This window comes from Burkholderia sp. Ap-955, from assembly GCF_011753045.1.
GTDB classification, from domain to species: Bacteria; Pseudomonadota; Gammaproteobacteria; order Burkholderiales; family Burkholderiaceae; genus Burkholderia; species Burkholderia lata_D.
Genome location: NZ_VWWH01000009.1, coordinates 25,172 through 47,287, shown reverse-complemented (window position 1 = coordinate 47,287; position 22,116 = coordinate 25,172). Strand labels below are relative to the sequence as shown.

Sequence of the window (22,116 nt, the reverse complement as noted above, 5' to 3'; positions counted from 1 at the left end):
CGCGATGATGATCGTGTTGCGCAGGAAATGGGCCGAAGCGGCTTGCACGCGTGGCATGGACCGGCGTCGATCATGCCGCTTGCGGCGGACTGTGCCGACTTCGACGCGGGGGCGTCATGACAATCGCATCGCAGATGCAGTTCGCGACATCCAGCAGTGCGGCATGCGTATCGAATGCGAACCGGAGAGGGACCGGGGCACGAGCAGCATCGCTGCCCTGCTCCATTGCAACACGCTGCACGATGATCGTGTGGTACTTGCGCAGGATCTGCCGGCGCTTGTCATACGCGTGCGTGCTGTCGCATGCCGGTAACCGTGTCGCCGTGCCTAACGGCGCGTGGTTGTCGACAAGTCCGTCGACGGGCCCGAAAAAGAAAAAGCCCCGCAAGTCCGAGAACTTGCGGGGCTTTGTCACCGCTTTTGGCGGAGACGGAGGGATTCGAACCCTCGATCCAGGTTTTGGCCCAGATGCTCCCTTAGCAGGGGAGTGCCTTCGACCTCTCGGCCACGTCTCCCAAACTTTCGCTCGCACCAGGGAGGCAGTGCGACGAGAACGAAATAATATAGGGTTTCGAACCGCGCGTCAATTTCCGTGATGCATTTTCTTCAATGCATCACGAAAAATTCACGATGCCTGGTCGAGTTCGAATGCCTTGTGCAGCGCGCGGACGGCCAGCTCCATGTATTTCTCGTCGATCAGCACCGAAATCTTGATTTCGGACGTCGAGATCATCTGGATGTTGATGCCCTCTTCCGACAGCGTGCGGAACATCTTGCTCGCGACGCCCACGTGCGAACGCATGCCGACACCGACGACCGACACCTTCGACACCTTCGGGTCGCCCTGCACCTGCTCGGCATTCACGTGGCCCTTCACCTGGTTGGTGAGGATGTCCATCGCCTTCTGGTAGTCGCCACGGCCGACCGTGAACGTGAAGTCGGTCTTGCCCTGGACGCTCTGGTTCTGGATGATCATGTCGACGTCGACGTTCGCATCCGCGACCGGGCCGAGGATCTGATACGCGATGCCCGGCTTGTCGGGCACGCCCATCACAGCAATGCGTGCTTCGTCGCGCTGGAACGCGATGCCGGAAATGACTGCCTTTTCCATGGTCTCGTCTTCTTCAAAAGTAATCAGGGTGCCCGAGCGCATTTCTTCGTCGAGCGCAATCAGCGGATCGGTCAGGCTCGACAGCACACGCGTCTTCACCTGGTATTTGCCGGCGAATTCGACCGAGCGGATCTGCAGGACCTTCGAGCCGAGGCTGGCCATTTCCAGCATTTCCTCGAACGTCACGCGATCGAGGCGTCGCGCCTCTTCGACGACGCGCGGATCGGTCGTGTAGACGCCATCGACGTCCGTATAAATCAGGCACTCTTCGGCACCCAGCGCAGCCGCGACCGCCACCGCCGACGTATCCGAGCCGCCACGGCCCAGCGTCGTGATATGACCGTCCGGATCGACGCCCTGGAAGCCCGTGATGATCACGACCTTGCCTGCATTCAGATCGGCCTTCACGCGCTCGTCATCGATCGAGTGAATGCGCGCTTTCGTGAACGCGCTGTCGGTCTTGATCGGCACTTGCCAGCCGGCGTAGCTCACGGCCTCGACGCCGATTTCCTGCAGCGCGATCGACAGCAGGCCGACGCTGACCTGCTCGCCGGTCGACGCGATCATGTCGAGCTCGCGCGGGCTCGGCTGGCTCGAAATCTCTTTCGCAAGACCGAGCAGACGGTTGGTTTCGCCGGACATCGCCGAAGGCACGACCACCATCTGGTGCCCGGCCTGATGCCATTTTGCGACGCGTTTCGCGACGTTCTTGATGCGCTCGACCGAGCCCATCGAAGTGCCGCCGTATTTGTGTACGATGAGTGCCATTGTCGTTCTGAACTGGAGGAGAAACCGCACGGGCGCGCTGGGCAGGCCGCGTAGCCGTTCGGTCACGCGGCTTGTGGCTGTGGACGGACGACGAGGGGGACGGCTGGGACGCAACACGCAAGCGTGACGGATTTTGCCCGGAAGGCCGATCAGGCCGCGCAAACCGGGTACGTCACGCGGAAAACCTGCACAAATCGCTCAAAAATCGAGCCGAGCAAACGACCGAGCGTACCCGATAGAGGCCCGCTTGACAAGCCGCGCGCGGCGCCTGGGGCCGTTCCGGCGCTGTTTACCAAATGGTGAAAATGCGTGTGCCATCGCGCCGCCACGCGGGCCGCCGCCGCTATGCGATCAGCAAGTCGGGACGCCACTCAATCCGGCGCCACGCGCCATCACCGGGCGCTCCGCCGCCGGACATGCCGGCATCGCGATTCACGCCGAGGCGCGGCACGTAGATCAGCCAGTCGCCGGCGAACAGCAGCGGCACGTCGCGCTGCCAGGCGGGCACGCCACGCTCCTGGAACAGGTTCTTCAGCGTACGGCCCGGGCCGCCCGGCGACGTGCGCATCCGCTCGCCGCCCGCTCGGGCACGCGCCGCCAGCCGCGCGCCGCGCAGCAGCGCCTCCGGCACCGCGTCGGCGCTTCCCGCATCGGCCGGCACGAACACGAACGTGCCGCGCCAACCCGGCAGGTGCCAGACGTCCTGTCCGTCCCACGCGAGCACCGCTTCCGGATGCGGGCTCCCGGTGCCGTCATCGGCTGGTTCGCTGCTGTCGCCCGCTTCCCAGTAGACGACATCGCGATACAGGCGCAGGCATTGCCCTGCGTGATCGACGCGCAGCGCATGGGCGACATTCGTGGCACGCAACTGCCGCATCATGTTGGCGAGCCGGGCAGCCGACGCACTCGGCAGACCGAGCCGACGCATCCAGAAGCGCAGCAGGTTCGCGCCGCGCGTATCGTCGAACGCGACCAGCGCATCGCGCGCCAGTGCGTGCCCGTCATCGCGCGCGGCAACGGCGAAGTCGAGTTCGGCCAGATCGTCGAGCAGTCTCTGGGCGGCCGCCGCATGCTGGGCCGCGCGGCCGAGCGCGTCGCGAAAGCCCGGGAAATGCACGGCCAGCGCCGGCAGCACGTCGATGCGCAACGCATTGCGCGCGTAACGCGTGTCGTTGTTCGATTCGTCGTCGATCCATGCCAGATCGCGCTGCGTCGCATAGCGCTCGAGTTGCGCACGCAACAGTCGCAGCAGCGGGCGCACACGTTCGACGCTCACGCCGTCAGGCCGGTAACGCGGCGCCATTGCGGCGAGCCCCGCGATCCCCGCGCCGCGCAACAACTGCAGCAATACGGTCTCGGCCTGGTCGTCCGCATGCTGCGCGAGCCACAGCGCGGCCGCGCCGTGGCGTTCGCACATCTCCTCGAGCGCCGCATAGCGCCGCTCGCGCGCCGTCGCCTCGACGCCAAGGCCGCTGTCGCGCGGCACGTCGACGCGCATCGATTCGAATGCGACGCCGAGCCCGGCGGCGCTGGCCTCGGCGTGCGCCACCCACGCGTCGGCATTCGCGCTCAGCCCGTGATGCACGTGCAGTGCGACGCAGCGCGACGCGCCCGCGACGCGCACGGCCGCGTCGAGCAGCACCGTCGAGTCGAGGCCGCCGCTGTACGCGATCGCGATGCGTGCATCGGGCGGCATGCCGGAAAGCGCAACGCCGACCGCGTCGAGAACGACGCGGTCGGCGGAATATTCGGTTGGCGGAATCACGAGAGGAACGCGCGCGCAGCGGCGCGCGAATGGAAGACGCAGCCGGTCATGCGCCCGGCGTGGTTTCCTTGAACTTGCCGTAGGCCATCAGGCGCTCGAAGCGACGCTCGCGCAGCGCATCGATGCTCATGCCCTGGAACTGGCGCAGCGAGTCGGCGAGCGCACGGCGCAGCAGCGCAGCCATGCCCTTCGGATCGCGATGCGCGCCGCCGAGCGGCTCGTTGATGATCTTGTCGATCAGGCCAAGCGCCTTCAGGCGGTGCGCGGTCAGGCCCAGCGCTTCCGCCGCTTCCGGCGCCTTCGCGGCGCTCTTCCACAGGATCGACGCGCAGCCTTCCGGCGAGATCACCGAGTAGGTCGAGAATTGCAGCATCATCACCGTGTCGGCCACCGCGATCGCGAGCGCGCCGCCCGAACCGCCCTCGCCGATCACCGTCGTGATGATCGGCGTCTTCAGCTCGGCCATCACGTAAAGGTTGCGGCCGATCGCCTCCGACTGGCCGCGCTCTTCCGCGCCGATGCCCGGGTACGCGCCCGGCGTGTCGACGAACGTGAAGATCGGCAGACCGAACTTCTCGGCGAGACGCATCAGGCGTTCGGCCTTGCGATAGCCTTCCGGACGCGGCATCCCGAAGTTGCGCGCGGCGCGCTCCTTCGTGTCACGGCCCTTCTGGTGACCGATCACCATGCACGGATGGCCGCCGAAGCGCGCGAGGCCGCCGACGATCGACACATCGTCCGCGAATGCGCGGTCGCCGTGCAGCTCGTGAAAATCGGTAAACAGTTCCGCAACGTAATCGAGCGTGTACGGACGCTGCGGATGCCGCGCGATCTGCGAAACCTGCCACGGCGACAGGTTCGCGTAGAGGTCTTTCGTCAGTTGCTGGCTTTTCTTCGACAGCCGCTCGATTTCTTCCGAAATGTCGACAGCCGAGTCGTCCTGCACGAATCGCAGCTCTTCGATCTTGGCCTCGAGTTCGGCGATCGGCTGTTCGAAATCCAGAAACGTGGTCTTCATGTGTTCGAATCCTTGGGTCTTGCGGCAGCGCGTATTCTACCCGCGCGGGCGACGCTCAAAACCGGCTCTCAACTATTGATGTTTAAAACCCGATAGCCGCCGCTCAGGCGTCGGCGTCGGGCGCATCGAGGCTGCGCCACATGTACCAGGTCGCGACGGTACGCCACGGTTCCCAGTTGGCCGCAACTTCACGCGCCTCGCTGCGCGTGACGGGTTCCCCGCTGAAGTAATTGACGCTGATCGCGCGGATCAGGCCCGGGTCGTCGAGCGGCAGGACGTCCGGCCGCGACAGGTTGAAGATCAGGAACATCTCGGCCGTCCAGCGGCTGATGCCGCGGATCTGCGTGAGTTCCGCGATCACGTCCTCGTCGTCCATCGACGTCCATTTGTCGACGTGCAGCGCGCCCGACACGAAATGCTGCGCGAGATCGAGGATGTATTCCGTCTTGCGCTTCGACAGCCCGCACGCGATCAGCTTGTCCGCGCCGAGCCGGATCACCGGCTGCGGCGCGAGTTTCGGACAGGCATCCCCGATGCGTGCCCACAGCGACTGCGCCGACGGTACCGAAATCTGCTGGCCGACGACCGAGCGCGCGAGCGTGACGAACGGGTCGCCGCGCTTCACGAGATGCGCGGGACCGAACTTCGGAATCAGTTTCTTCAGGATCCGGTCGCGCTTGACGAGGTCGGCGCATGCTTTATCCCAGTATGCGGGACGCACGACGACCTCCTCGCCGTCCGCTTCGGACGCACGGGCCTTGCGGGCCGCGTCGGCGGCCGGCGGCGCAGCCGCCGGCTGCGCATGACCGTTGAGCGCGCCGTTCGGCACGGCGCGCGTCGCGTCCGTCTTCGCCGGCGGCACGCGCTTGGCTGCCGGACGCGCGGCGACCGGGGTCGCGCGCCTGACCGGCGCTTTTCTGGCCGTTGCCATCTTGCCTCCTACCTGACGGATCGGTCAGTGGAACGCACCGCGCTCATACGCGACGCCATTCGGTCGATCCGCCCGGTTTGTCTTCAAGTGCGATACCGGTCTCGAGCAGTTCTGCCCGGATCCGGTCCGCTTCGGCATAGTCCTTCGCTTGCTTCGCCGCGACACGCGCGGCGATCTTCGCTTCGATCTCGTCGGCGGCGAGCCCGCCCGCCTGCGCGGCGCCGGACGCCTGCTGCAGGAACGCGCGCGGTTCGCGGCCCAGCAGGCCGAGCAGGCCCGCCAGTTGTTTCAGCTGCCGCGCGAGCGATGCGTCGCCCGTGCGATTCACCTCGCCCGCCAGCTCGAACAGCGTCGCCACCGCGACCGGCGTGTTGAAGTCGTCGTTCATCGCGGCGGCGAAACGCTGCGCGTGCGGCTCGTTCCAGTCGAGCGCGAGCGTGTCGGCTTCAACGTCTTTCAGTGCGGTATAGAGACGCGTGAGCGACGCGCGCGCATCGTCGAGATGCACGTCGCTGTAATTGAGCGGCGAACGGTAGTGCGTGCGCACGATGAAGAAGCGCATGACTTCGGCATCGTAGCGCTCGAGCACTTCGCGGATCGTGAAGAAGTTGCCGAGCGATTTCGACATCTTCTCGTTGTCGACCTGCACGAAACCGTTGTGCATCCAGTAATTGACGAACGTCTGGCCGGTCGCGCCTTCGCTCTGCGCGATCTCGTTCTCGTGGTGCGGGAATTGCAGATCCTGCCCGCCACCGTGGATGTCGAAATGCTCGCCGAGCAGCGTGCAGCCCATCGCCGAGCACTCGATGTGCCAGCCCGGGCGCCCCATCCCGTACTTCGACGCCCACGACGTGCCTTCCGGATCTTCCGGCTTCGCGCGTTTCCACAGCACGAAATCGAGCGGATCTTCCTTCGCGTCGTTCGCGGCGACGCGTTCGCCCGCACGCAGGTCGTCGAGCGACTTGCCCGACAGCTTCCCGTAGTTCGCGAACTTGCGCACCGAGTAATTGACGTCGCCGTCGGTCGCCTGGTACGCGTAGCCGTTCGTCTCGAGCGTCTCGATCATGCCGAGCATCTGCGGGATGAACTCGGTCGCGCGCGGCTCGATGTCGGGCCGCTGGATGCCGAGCGCGCTTTCATCGTCGTGCATCGCGCCGATGAACCGGTCGGTCAGCGACTTGATCGTCTCGCCGTTCTCGACCGCGCGGCGAATGATCTTGTCGTCGATGTCGGTAATGTTGCGCACATACGTGACCCGGTAACCGATCGCACGCAACCAGCGCTGGACGAGGTCGAACACGACCAGCATGCGCGCGTGGCCCACGTGACAATAGTCGTATACGGTGATTCCGCATACGTACATCCGCACTTCGCCAGCCTGGCGCGGCACGAAGACTTGCTTGTCACGCGCGAGCGTGTTGTAGATGCGCAGTGATTCCATAGAGATGAACCGTGAGCCGAAGGAAACCGCCCTGGCGAAGCTCGCCCAGCATGCGAAACGGACGGACCATCTGCTGCGGCACCAGGCCGAGCGTCCTCGATATCACATGGGGCGGTCAGGCTGCAAGCACAGCGGTGACGGCCACGAGAGGCAAAGAAAGACTGTCTGACGCTCGCCGGAACGCGCAGACGTTTTGTTAGAATGGCTCGGAGTATAACATTCCGATTTACGCCTATGAAACCTCATCGCGGCCGCGCGCAGAGCGCTGCGACCCTCGTTGCGACCACCGTCATGGGCGTCGCGCTGACGCTTTTCGCGGCTCCCGCGGCGCATGCGCAGAAGGCCCCGGCCACCGCCGACGGCACGCCCGAAATCGACGCGTCGATCGCCGGCAAGCAGTGGAAGCAGGCGCTCGCGCAGCTCGACGCGCGCATCGCGTCGAACCCGCACGACGTGCAGGCGCAGTTCAAGCGCGGCACCGTGCTGGCCCGCCTGAATCGCGATGACGACGCGATCCAGCAGTTCGTCGCGATCACGCAGGCGTACCCCGAACTGCCCGAGCCGTACAATAACCTTGCGGCGCTTTACGCGAAGCATGGCCGCTACGACGAAGCGCGCACCGCGCTCGTCACGGCGACGCAATCGAACCCGGGCTACTCGCTCGCGTACGAGAACCTCGGCGATCTCTACCTGCGCCTCGCGGCCGAGTCGTACAAGCGCGCGCAATCGCTCGGCCGCACGAGCGGCGCGACCGCGCAGCGCCTCGCCGATCTCCAGAAGATCGTGTCGCCGCCTAAGGCGGCGCCGAATGCCCGCGCGACCGCACCGGCCACGCGCGACTACTCCGACCGCGCTGCCGCGAACGTGAGCACCACCACGCTGCCGATGTCGCCGACGTTCCAGTTCAGCGGTCCGTCGGGCGCACTGGCGGCGCCGTACGTCGCGCCGTCGAAATAAGCGGCGCGGCCTTCTTTCCCTCCCAACCTGAGGATCGCAATGAAACGTCTGTTGCTGGCGCTTGGCGGCGCCGCCCTTCTCGCGACCGCGACCGCACCTGCGTTCGCGCAATCGGCTACCGCGCACCCCGTCGTGCAGCTGAAGACCTCGCAGGGCGATATCCGCGTCGAGCTCTACCCGGAGAAGGCGCCGAAGTCCGTCGCCAACTTCCTCGATTACGTGAAGGCCGGCCAGTACAACGGCACGATCTTCCATCGCGTGATCAAGGGCTTCATGATCCAGGGCGGCGGCTACAAGACCAACTTCGAGGAGAAGCCGACCCGCGCGCCGATCCCGCTGGAGAGCCGCAATGGTCTGAAGAACCTGACGGGCACGATCGCGATGGCACGCACGAGCGATCCGAACTCGGCCACCGCGCAGTTCTTCATCAACACGGTCGACAACAGCGGCCTCGACTACCCGAACCCGGACGGCAACGGCTATGCGGTGTTCGGCAAGGTCGTGTCGGGTCTCGACGTCGTGAAGAAGATCGAAGGCGTCGCGACGACCTCGCGCGGCCCGATGCAGGACGTGCCCGCGCAACCGATCGTGATCGAATCGGCCAGCATCGTCTCGAAGTAAGAACCTGCCGGCACGTCCGGCGCCTCACGCGGCCGCGTCGCACGACCGGCCGCGTGCCATTTAAACCGCCTCACCGAAGGAATTCATCATGGTTGAACTGCATACGAACCACGGCGTGATCAAGCTCGAGCTCGACGCCGCGAAGGCACCGAAGACGGTCGAGAACTTCCTGAACTACGTGAAGAAGGGCCACTACGACGGCACCGTGTTCCATCGCGTGATCAACGGCTTCATGATCCAGGGCGGCGGCTTCGAGCCGGGCCTGAAGCAGAAGCCGACCGATGCGCCGATCGACAACGAGGCGAACAACGGTCTGAAGAACGACAACTACACGGTCGCAATGGCACGCACGAACGATCCGCACTCGGCGACCGCCCAGTTCTTCATCAACGTGAACGACAACGACTTCCTGAACCACTCGTCGCCGACGCCGCAAGGCTGGGGCTACGCCGTGTTCGGCAAGGTCGTCGAAGGCCAGGACGTGGTCGACAAGATCAAGGGCGTCAAGACGGGCAACGCTGGTTTCCACCAGGACGTGCCGACTGACGACGTCGTGATCGAGAAGGCCGTCGTGGTCTGACGCGTCGTTACGGAGGCACTTCGATGTTGCAGGAGAGTCCGCCGCGAAGCGTCTCCGCGGGCGTGCCGGGCGAGCGCGAATACGCGCAAGCCGCACGCCCGTTCCTGTTTCTCTCCGATCTGCACCTGAGCGAAGCGATTCCGAAGACGGTCGCTGCGTTCGAGCATTTCGTGAAATACACCGCCGACAGCGCCGACTCGGTGTTCATCCTCGGCGACCTGTTCGAATACTGGATCGGCGACGACATCCTCGACGACGATCCGTTCGCGGCCCGCATGGCCGCGCTGATGCACACGTTCTCGGAGCGCGGCATCGCGCTCTACGTGATGCACGGCAACCGCGATTTCCTGCTCGGCCGGCGCTTCATGAAGGCAGCCGGTGCGATGCTGCTGCCCGATCCTTCGCTGGTCATGGCGTTCGGCCAGCGCATCGTGCTCGCGCATGGCGACGCGCAGTGCACGGCCGACCGCGGCTACCAGGTGTTCCGCCGCTTCGCACGCAACCGCATCGCGCAATGGTTGTTTCTCGCGTGGCCGTTCCGCTGGCGCCGCGCGCTCGCGCAGCGCATGCGCTCGAACAGCGAAGCGGGCCGGATGCGCCCTGCTTCGGCGATTTACGATGTCACGCGTGAAGGCGTGGCGGCGCTGTTCCGGAAAAGCCGCGCGAGCGTGATCATTCACGGCCATACGCACCGCCCCGCGCGCCACCTGGAACCCGGTGGCATCCGCTGGGTGTTGCCCGACTGGGATCTCGACCACGGCAAGCCGCGCGGCGGCTACCTGCGCGTCGACGCGGAAGGCATCCACGCGATGCCGCTCGACTGACGCCGCCGCTACCGTCGCAACAACCGGCAGCAGCGGGCATCCATTGAATTACGCCTGGCGTTCGACCGACTTGCCTTCCAGCACGGCCGACAGCCGGCGCAGATCGAGGCGCGCCGCGTCGGCGCCCTGCAGCGTTTCCAGATGCGTGCCGAGCCGCTCGAGCGCCGCGACGATCTCGTCGACACGGCGGCTTTCCTTCGCCGCGTGATCGATCAGCCCATGAATCGCGAGCGACATCGGATCGTCGGCATTCGGCGTGATCCCGTACGCGCAGAACGCCGCACGTTCGGGCTGCGGCTTCGGCTGCGCCGGCATCACGACGCGCGCCGGATTGCCGACCGCCGTGCCGCCTGCCGGTACCGGCTTCACGACGACCGCGTTCGAACCGATCTTCGCACCCGCCCCGACCGTAAAGCCGCCGAGCACCTTCGCGCCCGCCCCGACGATCACGCCGGCCTCGAGCGTCGGGTGGCGCTTGGCGCCGCGCGTGAGCGACGTGCCGCCCAACGTCACGCCCTGATAGATCGTGCAGTCGTCGCCGACGATCGCCGTCTCGCCGATCACGACCCCCATCCCGTGATCGATGAACACGCGCCGGCCGATCGTCGCGCCGGGGTGAATCTCGATCCCCGTCAGGAACCGGCCCGCCTGCGACGCGAAACGCGCGAGCCAGTAGCGCTTCGCACGCCAGCATGCGTGTGCGAACCGATGCAGCACGAGCGCATGCAACCCCGGATAACAGGTCAGCACTTCCCATGCACTGCGAGCGGCGGGATCCCGCTCGCGAATCGTTGCAACGTCTTCGCGCAGTCTCGTGAACATGATGTGGTCTGGGAAAAGGCCGGCGCGCATCGCCGGCAATGACCGGCCGTTATCGCGCCGGGTAATTTACTTATGACGTTTGGCGATTGTAGGGCGAGTCACGAACGGCCGCACGCGCTCGCAAGTTCACCCCGCCGCCGGCGCGGGTATTCGGGCGGAACGCTTGCTGTTACTGGGTTTGCGGGGTGGTCGACCAAGTGGAGCGATCGGCCCCGGCGCTTTCGGCGGCCGACCCGGCACCTGCCGACGCGTGGTTGCCCCGCGCGCCGGGACATCCGGCACCCCGTGCGCCGACCGCTTACGCGTCGCCGTCGGGCTTGCCCGATTTCAGCAGGATGTGCTTCGCGACACCGCGCAAGATGTTGACCTCCTCGCGCTCGAGGCCCGTGCGCGCGAACAGGCGCCGCAGCCGCGGCATCAGCTTCTTCGGGTTGCGCGGATCGAGGAAGTCGAGCGCGATCAGCGCGTTCTCGAGGTGCACGTACATCCGCTCGATCTCGTCGCTCTGCGCAAGCGTGCCGGCTTCGGCCGACGGTTGCGCCGACGGTTCGCTCGCCTGCTCGAGAAACGCGACACGCAGCTCGTACGCAAGCACCTGTACGGCCTGTGCGAGATTCAGCGAACTGTAAGCCGGGTTCGCCGGGATATGCGCCAGCGCGCTGCACTGTTCGACATGCTCGTTCGCGAGGCCCGTGCGCTCGTTGCCGAACACGAGCGCGATGTCGCCCGTGCCGACCTGCGCGCACGCCTGCGCGGCGGCGGCACGCGGCGCCAGGCGCGGCGGCCCGTATTCGCGCGAGCGCGCGGTCAGCGCGATCGACCAGTGAACACCGGACAGTGCGTCGCCGAGCGTCGGCACGACATGCGCGGACGCGAGGACGTCGTCCGCGCCGCTGGCCATCGCGATCGCCTCGGGATCGCTCTGCACGTGCGGCACGCGGGGCGCGACCAGCACAAGACGCGAGAAGCCCATCGTCTTCAGCGCACGGGCGGCCGCCCCGACATTGCCGGGATGGCTCGGCTCGACAAGCACGAAACGGGTGGACGTGAAGCCGCCGGACGGCGGCTGGGACGAGGCCGCGCCCGGCTCGGACGGCGCGGCGGTGATCTGCGGGGTTTCCACTACGATACGACTCGGTTCATCAGAATGGCAGTATGGTATCGCCATCGCCGCGGCAAACCCACTCGTCCGGATGGATAGTGGGGGTTTCCCCGTACGCCGGTCGCCTGAAACCGCCAAAAATCGGGTAAAATCATGCCTTTACGCGTCGCACTCCGTGCGGCGCGGGTCGTACCCCGTTCTTTGTCAATTCGCGTCTCACCTCGCCTGCCACGCTTGCGCCGTGCCGGGCGGTTGTTCCACTTCGTGGCGGCCCATGCCGCCGGCTACAGGATCCAGGCTCATGCATCCCATGCTCAACATTGCTGTCAAGGCTGCGCGCCGCGCCGGACAGATCATCAATCGCGCGTCCCTCGATCTCGACCTGATCGAGATCCGCAAGAAGCAGCAGAATGACTTCGTCACCGAAGTGGACAAGGCCGCCGAAGACGCGATCATCGAGACGCTGAAAACCGCCTACCCCGACCACGCGATCCTCGCGGAAGAATCGGGCGAATCGGAGAACGAATCCGAATTCAAGTGGATCATCGATCCGCTCGACGGCACGACCAACTTCATCCACGGCTTCCCGTACTACTGCGTATCGATCGCGCTCGAGCACAAGGGCGTCGTCACGCAGGCTGTCGTCTACGACCCGAACAAGAACGACCTGTTCACGGCCACCCGCGGCCGCGGCGCGTACCTGAACGACCGCCGCATCCGCGTCGGCCGCCGCGACCGCCTGTCGGACGCACTGGTCGGCACGGGCTTCCCGTTCCGCGAAAAGGACGGCCTCGATGCCTACGCGCGCCTCTTCACCGAAATGACGCAGGCCTGCACGGGCCTGCGCCGTCCGGGCGCAGCCGCACTCGACCTCGCGAACGTCGCGGCCGGCCGCCTCGACGCGTTCTTCGAGCAGGGCATCAACGTGTGGGACATGGCAGCAGGCAGCCTGCTGATCACCGAGGCCGGCGGCCTCGTCGGCAACTACACGGGCGACGCCGATTTCCTGCATCGCCATGAAATCGTCGCCGCGAACCCGAAGATCTACGCGCAGATGATCCCGATCCTGAAGGGCTACACCCGCGTGCATCCGGCGGCGGAGTGAGCTCCGGCCGCGCCTGCATGGCGCGGCTTTCGCGCATACCGCTCGCGGGCATCGTCATGACGGCGCGCCGTTCGCCTCCCGGTTACCGGGAGGCGGGACAATCTTCCCGCACCAGGGTCGCTTCGTGCGCCTATCCTGAAGTTGCTTGAGTTGTTCGGGCCGGTCAGCGTACTTCCGCTTGCACGGCCCTTCCCGCAATGACAATGATGGGTTGGCGTCCGGCATGCCCGCACGGCGGACAATACCGCCGGCCTGCCGGACCCCGGCCATATCAACACCGCCACGACGCCGTGGCAATCGCATCCGAGTCCTCATGTTACGGCTAAGCGAAATTAAACTCCCCCTCGACCACCCCGAAAGCGCGCTCGAGGCCGCGATTCGCGCGCGCCTCGCGGAGCTTGGCGTGGCCGCGGACGGGCTCCTCCGTTACACCGTGTTCCGCCGTGCGCACGATGCGCGCAAGCGCGCCGACATCAAGCTCACGTATATCGTCGATGTCGAAGTCGCGGACGAAGCGGCCGCGATCAAGCGCCTCGCCGGCAAGCCGCATTGCGGCGTGACGCCCGACATGGCGTACCACTTCGTCACGAAGGCGCCCGAGCACGGCAATTTCCTGCGCCCGGTCGTGATCGGCATGGGGCCGTGCGGCCTGTTCGCGGGGCTGATCCTTGCGCAGATGGGTTTCCGCCCCATCATCCTCGAACGCGGCAAGGCCGTGCGCGAGCGCACCAAGGACACCTTCGGCCTGTGGCGCAAGAGCGTGCTCAACCCCGAATCCAACGTGCAGTTCGGTGAAGGCGGGGCCGGGACGTTTTCCGACGGCAAGCTGTACAGCCAGATCAAGGATCCGAACCACTACGGCCGCAAGGTGCTGGACGAATTCGTCAAGGCAGGCGCGCCGGACGACATCCTGTATCTGAGCCGGCCGCACATCGGCACGTTCCGCCTCGTCAGCATGGTGGAAAAGATGCGCGCGTCCATCCACGAACTGGGTGGTGAAGTGCGTTTCGAAACGCGGGTCGACGATATCGAGATCGATCAGGGCAAGGTACGCTCGCTGAAGCTCTCGAACGGCGAAACGCTGCGGTGCGACCACGTGGTGCTGGCTGTGGGCCACAGCGCGCGCGACACCTTCCAGATGCTGCACGATCGCGGTATCTATATCGAAGCCAAGCCGTTCTCGCTCGGCTTCCGTATCGAACATCCGCAGGGGCTGATCGATCGCAGCCGCTTCGGCAAGTTCGCGGGCCACAAGCAGCTCGGCGCGGCGGACTACAAGGTGGTGCACCACTGCAGCAATGGCCGCGCCGTCTACAGCTTCTGCATGTGCCCGGGCGGCACGGTGGTCGCGGCAACCTCCGAGCCGGGCCGCGTGGTCACCAACGGCATGAGCCAGTATTCGCGCGCCGAGCGCAATGCGAACGCGGGCATCGTCGTCGGCATCACGCCGGACGACTATCCCGGCGGGCCGCTGGCCGGCATCGCGTTCCAGCGCAAATGGGAAGAGCGCGCGTTCGAACTCGGCGGCGGCGATTATCGCGCGCCGGGCCAGCTGGTCGGCGATTTCATCGCCGGCCGGCCGTCGACGTCGCTCGGCTCCGTGGAACCGTCGTACAAGCCGGGCGTGAACCCGACCGATCTCAGCACCGCGCTGCCCGACTACGTGATCGAAGCGATCCGCGAAGCCCTCCCCGAGATCGACAAGAAGATCGCCGGGTTCGCGATGCACGATGCAGTGCTCACCGGTGTCGAGACGCGCACTTCATCGCCGATCCGGATTCGGCGCAAGGACGATTACCAGAGCATGAACGTCGAGGGGCTGTATCCGGCGGGTGAAGGTGCGGGGTATGCGGGTGGCATCTATTCGGCGGCCATCGACGGGATCGAAGTCGCGCAGGCGGTGGCGCTCAGCATGACGTCGGCGAAGACGGCCTGATGTACGAAACGAGTCGGCGCGCGAAGGTTCTCGACCTGAGCGGCGCCGACTTTCGCATGGCCGGCCAGGAGCGCAGTCGGACGGCGGCGTGAGAACGATCGCCGCCGGTCGCGCAATCTCCGGCAACCTGGCCGAATGGCGCACTTCGCGCGTGCATGCCGAAGCCACTGGTCAACTCGGGCAACCCAAGCAACAACTTCACGCCTGACTTATGACCACACTGTCGCCCGACGCCTTCGCCGGCCACACCCGTTGATCCAGCAGTACCTGCGGCTTATCTGACGTGCGGGACATGTCTGCATCAGATCGCCCAACCATTCCCGATCCGATTTAGTGCGGTGGCGATATGCGTTCAAAACGCTTCCACAACTTACTTAGCCTTCGATGATCGGCGGCAACGCGTGAAGCCAGATAACCTCTGACGAAAGCCGCGCCACGATCGGCTTCGGTCGACTTCCGCGACACGATGCGCAGGAGTTTATCCGCGACAACCGCATCGTTGCGCCACCCAAGATCGTCCTGAAGGTCCGTCAGTGCATCGACGTAGTGACGCACGGCCCTTTTGGAAACCAACGACTGAAAGAACTCCGTCGCGTAGCGAACCTTCTTCGCCGCGATACGGGCGCGGTGCCGATGGTGGTCGTCCAGATCGGCAAGCTTTTTGCCACGCTTGATCAGCTTCCGGTGCCGACTGTGCAGCACTTCAACGGCGAACTTCCTCGCGGAACCTTCGATCGCCGCGCGCTGTTCGTCGGTCATCGCGTCGCGCCATCTTTTGACTTCCAGCCATAGCGTGAACTCCAGTATCAGCCGCGTGTAGCGAACCGAATCGACCGCGGTCGCCGCTCGTTTGCGGTTGGCCACTGCCATCTGCGTGCAAGCCCGCCGAATCGGCCCCAGCTCTTCTTCATTGCTATCAGCTCCGGCATGATCGAGCGTGGCCCCGGCCAGGACTCCCCAATCGCGCGCCGCACCGAGTTCTGCCGCAATCCAGCGCAGTTCGTCGTCGAGTCCTGAGTATGCGGGAATCACCTTGGCGAACAAGTCCAACGCCGAACGCAAACGCCGGAGTCCCACCCGCATCTGATGCACGCATGACGGATCGTGACCGGAAACGACGCCGCGCGCGTTCGCGTGAACCTGATCAAGGCAGTTACGCAGGATCGTGCAGAACGCATCTTCAATTGAAGCGCTCTTTCCGAGGCGGACGGGCTTTGCCTTTACGGCTTCCGCATGCTCCGCGACAAGCAATTCGTAACCGACATCGGCCTTGCTGCGATGGTCGATTCGCAATGGTGCGGCTTTCAGGAGTTCGAGCGCCGTCGCATGGAGGGCTTGCCGGTTGCCCTGCTTGAGTTCGAGTTCGACTGCTGCAACGGACACGGAGCCCGTTTGCGCCTCAATGGTTCCCTCGTCTACGGCTACTTCGATTACGTCTTCCGACGCAAGATGTATCGGGATCGCGGTTCGATTCATGCGTGTGACGAAAACGGGAGCGAGGCGCGCGGCAACACCCTGATCACGAATCAGCTTTCCGCAATCCGTGTCGGCGGGTATCGCCTCATGCAGCAGCGTGAGGTCGGGCGCGTCGCCATTGATTGGTACTTCGAACTCACTCCTGTCGAAAACCCCCGCATCAATAACGCCCCCGAGCTTCAATGTCTGGATCCGCCGCCGGCCGTCGGCCCGCACACGCAGCGACGCGCCGCACCCGTGTAGAGCCAGATCCGGCGTGTCGAAATAGGTGCTGGTCAGGAGTTTCGATGGATTGGCCTCAGTGCGACCATGCACAAGCAGAGGCGCGCGACGAAGCTTGCCAAGGTGCTTGGGGGGGATTCGTAACTTCAACTCCTGTTCCATGGCTGCCTCCGTTCGGGATGTCACCCGTGCTCTGGATCCAGCAAGTTTCAGTCCAGACTTCGCGCGTGGAACGACATCTTGGCGCCGTACGTGTTGAGCATAGGCGATTGTCGACAGCCACCTTCTTTCGGTCCTCTAGGGGCGGTAAATCCGGCTCCACCGCATCGGACGCTCTGTGGTTTGTAGTCTTTGGTTTCCGCCCAGACGCAAGGCTCGTATATCCATCGGACCGGGATCAAGCAGCGCTGACCGGCTCGCCACGCCTTGCCGTACAGCCGGGACTCCCCAACAGTTTCCGAACGAGCATTGACCGTGTCGAGCTTTCTCCGCTTCTTGCCGTTGTCGTCGACGCGCTCGGGCTGCATGAACTTCGGCCAGAATCCGAACACCGCCTTGACGACCCCAAGGCCCTCCCCGTCCGCCGATGCGATCGGCGCTGCATAGTCCGGGTACACATCCGGCTCCCACGGGGCGCGGCGGTACAGATCGCGAATGCCGATCTTCAGCTCGTTGATGCCGGGATCTTCGTCTAGCGTTCAGATACGTGGACGTTACGGATACGCAGAATGCGATCGTTAGCATAGGCGGTGTGACATTTACGATGCCATCGATACCTTTGCCCTGCTGCTAGCGGCGGCGCGAAGGTGTGTACGGATGGTCCGTCTCCGATTTGTGATTCCATGTTCGTCGTCTGTTGTAGCGACGGTTGGGAGACGCTTCGCCTCCCCACGTCATCACCAGTAACCGGCCAAACGGCCAACTTCGCGCCCGCACATGAAGCCACTGGTAAACTCGGGCAACCAAAGCAACAACTTCACGCCTGACTTATGACCACGCTGTCGCCCGACGCCTTCGCCGGCCATACCCCAATGATGCAGCAGTACCTGCGCATCAAGGCCGACCATCCCGACACGCTTGTCTTCTACCGGATGGGCGACTTCTACGAGCTGTTCTTCGAAGACGCGGAGAAAGCCGCACGCCTGCTCGACCTGACCCTCACGCAACGCGGTGCTTCCGCCGGCACGCCGATCAAGATGGCCGGCGTACCGCATCACGCGGTCGAGCAGTATCTTGCGAAGCTCGTGAAAATGGGCGAATCGGTCGCGATCTGCGAGCAGATCGGCGATCCCGCCACGTCGAAGGGCCCCGTCGAGCGCAAGGTCGTGCGCGTCGTCACGCCAGGCACGCTCACCGATGCCGCGCTGCTGTCCGACAAGAACGACGTTTACCTCCTCGCGATGTGCACGGGCCACAACAAGCGCGGCGTCGCGGTGAACATCGGCCTTGCATGGCTGAACCTCGCAAGCGGCGCGCTGCGGCTCGCCGAAATCGAACCCGATCAGCTCGCTGCCGCGCTCGAGCGCATCCGGCCGGCCGAGATCCTGACACCGGACGGCGCGACCGACGCCGTGCCGGCCGGCGCGGGCGCAAGCAAGCGCGTGCCGGCATGGCACTTCGACATCGCATCGGGCACGCAGCGCCTGTGTGACCAGCTCGATGTCGCAAGCCTCGACGGTTTCGGTGCGCATTCACTCACGAGCGCGTGCGGCGCAGCCGGTGCGCTGCTGCTCTATGCGGCCGCCACGCAGGGCCAGCAACTGCGGCACGTGCGCAGCCTGAAGGTCGAGAACGAAACGGAGTACATCGGCCTCGATCCGGCCACGCGCCGCAACCTCGAACTGACCGAGACGCTGCGCGGCACCGAGTCGCCGACGCTGTATTCGCTGCTCGACACCTGCTGCACGACGATGGGCAGCCGCCTGCTGCGTCACTGGCTGCATCACCCGCCGCGTGCGTCGGTCGCCGCTCAGTCGCGGCAGCAGGCAATCGGTGCACTGCTCGATGCACCGGCCAACGCCAGCCTCGATGCGCTGCGCAGCGCGCTGCGCCAGATCGCCGACGTCGAGCGGATCACGGGGCGTCTCGCGCTGCTGTCCGCGCGCCCGCGCGACCTGTCGAGCCTGCGCGACACGTTCGCCGCGCTGCCGGCACTGCGCGAGCGTATCAGCGCGATCATCGCGAACGCGGACGCACTCACCCGCGTCGACGCAGCACTCGCACCGCCCGCCGAATGTCTCGACCTGCTGACCAGCGCGATTGCGCCCGAGCCGGCCGCGATGGTCCGCGACGGTGGTGTCATCGCGCGCGGCTACGACGCCGAACTCGACGAGCTGCGCGACATCTCGGAGAACTGCGGGCAGTTCCTGATCGATCTCGAAGCGCGCGAGCGTACGCGCACCGGCATCGCGAACCTGCGCGTCGAATACAACAAGGTGCACGGCTTCTACATCGAGGTCACGCGCGGCCAGACCGACAAGGTGCCCGACGATTACCGCCGGCGCCAGACGCTGAAGAACGCCGAGCGCTACATCACGCCCGAACTGAAAACCTTCGAGGACAAGGCGCTGTCCGCGCAGGAACGCGCACTGGCCCGCGAGCGCGCGCTATACGACGCGGTGCTGCAGGCGCTGCTGCCGTTCATCCCCGAGTGCCAGCGTGTCGCATCGGCGCTCGCCGAACTCGACTTGCTCGCCGCATTCGCCGAACGCGCTCGCGCGCTCGACTGGGTCGCACCGACCTTCACCGACGAGATCGGCATCGAAATCGAACAGGGCCGCCACCCGGTCGTCGAAGCGCAGGTCGAACAGTTCATCGCGAACGACTGCCGCTTCGGCACCGAGCGCAAGCTGTTGCTGATCACCGGGCCGAACATGGGCGGTAAGTCGACGTTCATGCGGCAGACCGCGCTGATCGCGCTGATGGCCTACGTGGGCAGCTACGTGCCGGCCAAGTCGGCACGCTTCGGCCCGATCGACCGGATCTTCACGCGGATCGGCGCGGCGGACGATCTCGCGGGCGGCCGCTCGACGTTCATGGTCGAAATGACCGAAGCCGCAGCGATCCTCAACGACGCGACGCCGCAAAGCCTGGTGCTGATGGACGAGATCGGCCGCGGCACGTCGACGTTCGACGGCCTCGCGCTCGCGTGGGCCATCGCGCGCCACCTGCTGGCGCACAACGCGTGCTACACGCTGTTCGCGACGCACTACTTCGAGCTGACGCAACTGCCGGCCGAATTCCCGCAGGCGGCCAACGTCCACCTGTCGGCCGTCGAGCACGGCCACGGCATCGTGTTCCTGCACGCGGTCAACGAAGGCCCGGCCAACCAGAGCTACGGCCTGCAGGTCGCACAGCTCGCAGGCGTTCCGGCGCCCGTGATCCGCGCCGCACGCAAGCACCTCGCGTATCTCGAACAGCAGTCGGCGTCGCAGCACACGCCGCAGCTCGACCTGTTCAGCGCGCCGCCGGTGGTCGCCGACGATCTCGAGTGCGCGGACGCGCCCGCGCTGCCCGACACACCGCATCCGGCGCTCGAAAAACTGCGCGACATCGATCCCGACGATCTCAAGCCGCGCGAGGCGCTCGACCTGCTGTACGAACTGCGCACGCTGGTCCGGTCGCACGATGTCGACGGACACGCGTAAGCGCATCCTGTGCGGCCTGCCGGCTCGCACGGCCGCCACGCTCGTCGCGGCGGTGCTCGCGCTCGCGCAGGCCACCGCGCTGGCCGCGCCGCCGAAGCGCAGCACCACGCCCTACTCGTTCGCGGTCGTGTCGGGTGTGATCAACGTCCCTGGCGACGAACCGGCCGCCCAGCGGCTGCTCGATGCGATCGCGCGCGAGCGCAACCTCGCGTTCGTCGTCTACGCGGGTGATCTCAAGGGTCCCAAGGAAGCGTGCCGCGATGCGCTGTATTCGCAGCGCGGCGCGATCCTGGATGCGGCACGCGTGCCGCTCGTGTTCATTCCCGGCCACGACGACTGGGTAACGTGCAACACCGCGGCCGGCGGCGGCTACGATCCGGTCGAGCGGCTCGACTTCCTGCGGCAGACGCTGCTCGCCGATTCGGCACTACCCGACCCCGGCGCGCTGCAGATCACGCGTGAAAGCGAAGTCGCACGGTTCCGCCCGTATCGGGAAAACGCCCGCTGGATGCGCGACGACATCGTCTACGTCGCGCTCAACGCGCCGGCGCCGAACAACCACTACCTGACGGCCGGCGGCCGCAATGGCGAATTCGAGGACCGCATCATCGCGAACGGTTTCTGGATCGACCACGCGGCCGAATATGCGAAGCGGCGCGAGGCACGCGCGATGGTGGTGATGTTCGAAGGCGATCCGCAATTCGAACGCTACGAGCGCGCGGAACGCTTCGCATGGCTGCGGTTCAACCGGCCGCGCGTGCGCGACGGCTTCCGTGAGCTGAAACGAACGCTGGTGAAGGCGGCGGCGACGTTCCGCGGCCCGATACTCGTGATGCACGCGAGCGGCGAGCCGCTTGCGAACGGTTTTCTGATCGACCGCCCGCTGCGGGCAGACGACGGTGAACTGGTGGGTAACGTGACGCGCGTCGCGATCGGACCGCGCCATCCGACGAATCAGTGGGTCAAGGTGAGCGTGTCGCCGGCACGGCAGACGATCTTCAACGTGAGCCTGCAGGAAGTGCCGAAGAACCTGCCCGTGCCGCCCGCGCTGCCGCTCGTGCCGCGTGACGAGGTGCCGCTGCCGCAGATGCCGGAAATCCCTGCGTTGCCGGCGCTGCCCGACTCGTCGTCGGTCGCGCCGCCATTGCAGGGTGACAGCGCCGCACCGGGCGGCGCGTCGTGGCCGGCGCCCGCCCCTGCGTCGGGGCCGGCACCGGGCCTGCCTGCGAGCTCAGTGCAGGGTACGCCCTGACGGCGCTTCGCCGTCTTCGTCTTCGTCCTCGTCCTCGTCGACGATCTCGAGCCCTTCCGCACCATGTGCGTGCTCATGCTCGATTTCGTCTTCGGTGGCTTCGCGAACGTCCTTCACGGTGAGTGCGAAACGCAGCGCCATGCCGGCCAGCGGGTGATTGCCGTCGAGCACGACCTTGTCTTCGGCGACGTCGGTGACCGTGTAGATCAGTGAATCGACTTCCTCGTCGCCGTCTTCCGGCGTGCCTTCGAACTGCATGCCCACTTCGAGCGGCTCGGGAAAACGATCGCGCGGCTCGATCTTCACGAGTTCGGGATCGTAGTCGCCGAACGCGTCCTGCGGCTCGAGTTGAACCTGCGCCTCGTAGCCCGGCTCATGGCCGTCGAGCTGTTCCTCGATCTTGGGGAACGTGCCATCATAGCCGCCGTGCAGATAGACCATCGGCTCGTCGCTTTCCTCGATCAGATTGCCCTGTGCATCGGACAGCTTGTAAGCGACCGACACGACGGTGTTTTTTGCGATTTTCATCCAATTCTCC

General features: G+C 65.6%; 19 protein-coding genes and 1 tRNA gene. 8 read left to right on the top strand and 12 right to left on the bottom strand.

Annotation, left to right across the window (positions count from 1 at the left end; genetic code table 11):
- Positions 1 to 70 precede the first annotated feature (70 nt).
- The 7 genes from F3J15_RS07855 to cysS all read right to left on the bottom strand — a co-directional run bounded on the left by F3J15_RS07855 (position 71) and on the right by cysS (position 7,034).
- Complete coding sequence (locus tag F3J15_RS07855; RefSeq protein ID WP_166889541.1) at positions 71 to 415, bottom strand: hypothetical protein; 345 nt, start codon at positions 413 to 415, stop codon at positions 71 to 73.
- A gap of 6 nt (positions 416 to 421) precedes the next feature.
- Positions 422 to 515 (bottom strand) — tRNA-Ser (locus tag F3J15_RS07850).
- A gap of 110 nt (positions 516 to 625) precedes the next feature.
- Complete coding sequence (locus F3J15_RS07845; RefSeq protein WP_027787050.1) at positions 626 to 1,879, bottom strand: aspartate kinase; 1,254 nt, start codon at positions 1,877 to 1,879, stop codon at positions 626 to 628.
- A 343-nt stretch (positions 1,880 to 2,222) separates the two neighbouring features.
- Positions 2,223 to 3,644, bottom strand: coding sequence for a tRNA lysidine(34) synthetase TilS (gene tilS / locus F3J15_RS07840; protein ID WP_166889538.1), 1,422 nt, complete (start codon positions 3,642 to 3,644; stop codon positions 2,223 to 2,225).
- A 46-nt stretch (positions 3,645 to 3,690) separates the two neighbouring features.
- A complete protein-coding gene (locus F3J15_RS07835; protein WP_039364696.1) occupies positions 3,691 to 4,662 on the bottom strand; it encodes an acetyl-CoA carboxylase carboxyltransferase subunit alpha in 972 nt (323 codons plus the stop codon).
- A 103-nt stretch (positions 4,663 to 4,765) separates the two neighbouring features.
- Positions 4,766 to 5,593, bottom strand: a complete 828-nt coding sequence (locus F3J15_RS07830) for a DNA-3-methyladenine glycosylase (RefSeq protein WP_089484184.1) — start codon at positions 5,591 to 5,593, stop codon at positions 4,766 to 4,768.
- Positions 5,594 to 5,636: 43 nt separating this feature from the next.
- On the bottom strand, positions 5,637 to 7,034 hold the full coding sequence (gene cysS / locus F3J15_RS07825; RefSeq protein WP_069248324.1) for a cysteine--tRNA ligase: 1,398 nt from the start codon (positions 7,032 to 7,034) through the stop codon (positions 5,637 to 5,639).
- A 234-nt stretch (positions 7,035 to 7,268) separates the two neighbouring features.
- On the opposite strand from cysS, the gene F3J15_RS07820 reads away from it, so the two are divergent.
- The 4 genes from F3J15_RS07820 (at position 7,269) to F3J15_RS07805 (ending at position 10,016) form a co-directional block, all read left to right on the top strand.
- Positions 7,269 to 7,991 (top strand): tetratricopeptide repeat protein, encoded by a 723-nt coding sequence (locus F3J15_RS07820; protein WP_047850693.1) that lies wholly within the window; start codon positions 7,269 to 7,271, stop codon positions 7,989 to 7,991.
- Between the two features lie 39 nt (positions 7,992 to 8,030).
- On the top strand, positions 8,031 to 8,612 hold the full coding sequence (locus F3J15_RS07815) for a peptidylprolyl isomerase (RefSeq protein ID WP_011352517.1): 582 nt from the start codon (positions 8,031 to 8,033) through the stop codon (positions 8,610 to 8,612).
- Positions 8,613 to 8,700: 88 nt separating this feature from the next.
- Positions 8,701 to 9,192: a peptidylprolyl isomerase gene (locus F3J15_RS07810; protein ID WP_006478428.1), complete on the top strand. Its 492-nt coding sequence runs from the start codon at positions 8,701 to 8,703 to the stop codon at positions 9,190 to 9,192.
- A 23-nt stretch (positions 9,193 to 9,215) separates the two neighbouring features.
- Positions 9,216 to 10,016: a UDP-2,3-diacylglucosamine diphosphatase gene (locus F3J15_RS07805; RefSeq protein ID WP_069248326.1), complete on the top strand. Its 801-nt coding sequence runs from the start codon at positions 9,216 to 9,218 to the stop codon at positions 10,014 to 10,016.
- Positions 10,017 to 10,064: 48 nt separating this feature from the next.
- On the opposite strand, the gene cysE is transcribed toward F3J15_RS07805, so the two are convergent.
- Both cysE and F3J15_RS07795 read right to left on the bottom strand, forming a co-directional pair.
- Entirely contained in the window at positions 10,065 to 10,868 is an 804-nt protein-coding gene (gene cysE / locus F3J15_RS07800; protein WP_089425733.1) for a serine O-acetyltransferase, read from the bottom strand.
- 268 nt (positions 10,869 to 11,136) lie between these two features.
- Positions 11,137 to 11,961, bottom strand: coding sequence for an RNA methyltransferase (locus F3J15_RS07795; protein WP_166889523.1), 825 nt, complete (start codon positions 11,959 to 11,961; stop codon positions 11,137 to 11,139).
- Between the two features lie 280 nt (positions 11,962 to 12,241).
- Between F3J15_RS07795 and F3J15_RS07790 the strand changes: the two genes are divergently transcribed.
- The gene (locus tag F3J15_RS07790; RefSeq protein ID WP_011352522.1) at positions 12,242 to 13,045 is read left to right on the top strand and encodes an inositol monophosphatase family protein; all 804 of its coding nucleotides are present in this window, start codon (positions 12,242 to 12,244) and stop codon (positions 13,043 to 13,045) included.
- A 313-nt stretch (positions 13,046 to 13,358) separates the two neighbouring features.
- Entirely contained in the window at positions 13,359 to 14,981 is a 1,623-nt protein-coding gene (locus tag F3J15_RS07785) for an NAD(P)/FAD-dependent oxidoreductase (RefSeq protein WP_166889639.1), read from the top strand.
- 330 nt (positions 14,982 to 15,311) lie between these two features.
- Here the strand turns inward: F3J15_RS07785 and F3J15_RS07780 are convergent, their stop codons facing one another.
- Entirely contained in the window at positions 15,312 to 16,841 is a 1,530-nt protein-coding gene (locus F3J15_RS07780; protein WP_166889520.1) for a CYTH and CHAD domain-containing protein, read from the bottom strand.
- Positions 16,842 to 16,888: 47 nt separating this feature from the next.
- On the bottom strand, positions 16,889 to 17,356 hold the full coding sequence (locus F3J15_RS07775; protein WP_166889637.1) for an SOS response-associated peptidase family protein: 468 nt from the start codon (positions 17,354 to 17,356) through the stop codon (positions 16,889 to 16,891).
- Between the two features lie 312 nt (positions 17,357 to 17,668).
- Between F3J15_RS07775 and mutS the strand changes: the two genes are divergently transcribed.
- Positions 17,669 to 20,326, top strand: coding sequence for a DNA mismatch repair protein MutS (mutS, locus tag F3J15_RS07770; RefSeq protein ID WP_166889517.1), 2,658 nt, complete (start codon positions 17,669 to 17,671; stop codon positions 20,324 to 20,326).
- Entirely contained in the window at positions 20,307 to 21,578 is a 1,272-nt protein-coding gene (locus tag F3J15_RS07765; protein WP_205190730.1) for a hypothetical protein, read from the top strand. Before mutS ends, F3J15_RS07765 begins: the two co-directional genes overlap by 20 nt.
- On the opposite strand, the gene F3J15_RS07760 is transcribed toward F3J15_RS07765, so the two are convergent.
- Entirely contained in the window at positions 21,558 to 22,106 is a 549-nt protein-coding gene (locus tag F3J15_RS07760; RefSeq protein WP_166889514.1) for a peptidylprolyl isomerase, read from the bottom strand. The two genes, F3J15_RS07765 and F3J15_RS07760, sit on opposite strands and share 21 nt — an antisense overlap.
- Positions 22,107 to 22,116 lie beyond the last annotated feature (10 nt).

Coding starts and splice junctions, on each gene's coding strand:
- F3J15_RS07845 (WP_027787050.1), bottom strand. CDS start 1,879: ATGGCACTCATCGTACACAAATACGGCGGCACTTCGATGGGCTCGGTC.
- F3J15_RS07835 (WP_039364696.1), bottom strand. CDS start 4,662: ATGAAGACCACGTTTCTGGATTTCGAACAGCCGATCGCCGAACTCGAG.
- F3J15_RS07830 (WP_089484184.1), bottom strand. CDS start 5,593: ATGGCAACGGCCAGAAAAGCGCCGGTCAGGCGCGCGACCCCGGTCGCC.
- cysS (WP_069248324.1), bottom strand. CDS start 7,034: ATGGAATCACTGCGCATCTACAACACGCTCGCGCGTGACAAGCAAGTC.
- F3J15_RS07820 (WP_047850693.1), top strand. CDS start 7,269: ATGAAACCTCATCGCGGCCGCGCGCAGAGCGCTGCGACCCTCGTTGCG.
- F3J15_RS07815 (WP_011352517.1), top strand. CDS start 8,031: ATGAAACGTCTGTTGCTGGCGCTTGGCGGCGCCGCCCTTCTCGCGACC.
- F3J15_RS07810 (WP_006478428.1), top strand. CDS start 8,701: ATGGTTGAACTGCATACGAACCACGGCGTGATCAAGCTCGAGCTCGAC.
- F3J15_RS07805 (WP_069248326.1), top strand. CDS start 9,216: ATGTTGCAGGAGAGTCCGCCGCGAAGCGTCTCCGCGGGCGTGCCGGGC.
- cysE (WP_089425733.1), bottom strand. CDS start 10,868: ATGCGCGCCGGCCTTTTCCCAGACCACATCATGTTCACGAGACTGCGC.
- F3J15_RS07790 (WP_011352522.1), top strand. CDS start 12,242: ATGCATCCCATGCTCAACATTGCTGTCAAGGCTGCGCGCCGCGCCGGA.
- F3J15_RS07785 (WP_166889639.1), top strand. CDS start 13,359: ATGTTACGGCTAAGCGAAATTAAACTCCCCCTCGACCACCCCGAAAGC.
- F3J15_RS07780 (WP_166889520.1), bottom strand. CDS start 16,841: ATGGAACAGGAGTTGAAGTTACGAATCCCCCCCAAGCACCTTGGCAAG.
- mutS (WP_166889517.1), top strand. CDS start 17,669: ATGACCACGCTGTCGCCCGACGCCTTCGCCGGCCATACCCCAATGATG.
- F3J15_RS07765 (WP_205190730.1), top strand. CDS start 20,307: ATGTCGACGGACACGCGTAAGCGCATCCTGTGCGGCCTGCCGGCTCGC.
- F3J15_RS07760 (WP_166889514.1), bottom strand. CDS start 22,106: ATGAAAATCGCAAAAAACACCGTCGTGTCGGTCGCTTACAAGCTGTCC.